The organism is Sphingobium cupriresistens, assembly GCF_004152865.1.
Classification (GTDB): domain Bacteria; phylum Pseudomonadota; class Alphaproteobacteria; order Sphingomonadales; family Sphingomonadaceae; genus Sphingobium; species Sphingobium cupriresistens.
Window position 1 is genome coordinate 1 of sequence record NZ_SEOO01000110.1, and the last position, 1653, is coordinate 1653.

The 1653-nt window shown below is 62.7% G+C and carries 1 protein-coding gene; it reads right to left on the minus strand.

Annotated elements, in window-relative coordinates; translation table 11 throughout:
• Window positions 1–61: 61 nt before the first annotated feature.
• Window positions 62–1651 (minus strand): integrase catalytic domain-containing protein, encoded by a 1590-nt coding sequence (locus EWH12_RS21800; RefSeq protein WP_165363705.1) that lies wholly within the window; start codon window positions 1649–1651, stop codon window positions 62–64.
• Window positions 1652–1653 lie beyond the last annotated feature (2 nt).

A 1653-nucleotide genomic window follows, 5' to 3' on the forward strand; every position in this document is an offset into this window, starting at 1 on the left:
CGTGTTGCCTCATTAAGCGATGTTCCCGAGCGGCATAGCCATTGCCTCACGTAAATGCTCCCTACAGGACATCGCCCTCACTGACTATTCCTTGCGCGACTGGGTGCCGCGCAGTGGAGCCGGAGGCGACGCGGAGCGGTACCCAGTCGCGCGGCAACGAAGAGACGGTCTCTGCCCCCAAGGGCCTGCCAGCGGGCCCAGCTGCCGGGTTCAATACCAAGGCACGCGCCTTTTCTGATCGCCACACCTTCAACCGGCGCTGCACAGTCCGCAGCAGACCATCCGGATAATCGCCAGGCTGCTCAACCTGTAGCTTCTCGAGCAACTCCCGACCGGTGCGCCATGGCTCCTCCTCGAACCACGCCTTCAACTGTTCGGTCACCGTGACAAGCGGATCAGGACGGCGGCGCCAACGCTTCTGCGGAGCCTTTGCGGTTGCAGTGGGCCTCGCCTCGCCGTCGTGCCACAAGGTTCGCAGGCTCGTCATGAACGCATCCAGGGTTGGCGGCGAGGGTTCCGATCGGTTCATTACGGCTGCCCCGTCGGCCAGTCGCACCAACTTTTCTTGCGCCGTCCGGATGTCCCGCAACAGCTGGACCGGATCGAGATCGGCGAACGCCTCGCGGAGGCTCCGGCGCGTCTCCTCAGAGGTCCGTGGGTCGGCCAGCAACCGCTGGAACGGCGTCGCGGGAGCATGGTATCGTTTGTAGACCTTGGCTCCCTCACGTTGCTTCTCGGCAAGCTTGAACGATGGCTGGAAGAAGTTCACAAACAGGCGGGCCGCCGTGTACAATTCGGCTAACGCTCCCGTGGCCTCCAGCCCTTCGAACCGGCGATAGCCCGTCAGGCGCCGAACGACGGAACCGTTCTTCTGCTCAACCCAGGCCTGATCATTCTTGCGATAAGGACGGCAGCGGGTGAACGCGATCCCATGAGCCACGCAATAATCGCGCACCGTCTCGTTGATAAATACGCTGTCGTTGTCAGAGTCGAATCCCAACAAGGGGAAGGGCATCAGCCTGCGCAGTTCGGTAAGCACAGCCACCAGCAGCGTCTGTTCGCGCACCAGTAACGGTGCGCATTCAGTCCAGCCCGTCGCGATGTCGGTCAAAGAGAACGTCCAGGCCCAGCTACCTTTCGCTGCCGGTCCGCTGTGCGAGACCAGATCGACCTCCATGTGCCCCGGCGCCGGATCACCCCAGTCGTCGAATGTGCGGATCGGTACGCTGCGGCGGAGCTCGGTTCCAGATACGCCACGCCGCCGCTTCTTCGTCTGGCTTGCCTCCCGTATGGCGCGCAGTGAACGGTCGATAGTCGCCGGGCTCATCTGGAACAGACTGGCCTTGACCTGCGGTGCCAGATCGAGGTGGCCATGACCCTCCATCGCTTCGACAAGGATCGGAATCAGCGGCCTTAGCCGCTTGCCGCATAAACGGTCGCTCGCCTCCCACAACACCACTAGCGCAGTGCGCACAGCCTCATCGTAGATCCTGCGCCCGACACGCCCAGGAGTTCGGTCCAATGCTTCCTGCCGGAGAACCCTCATCGCATGTTTGCGATGGAACCCCGTGACCGCAACGAACTCATCGAGCACCTTGCCCTTACTCGACCGATCGCATGCCCGGTATCGCGCGCCGACCGCCTCGATCAATT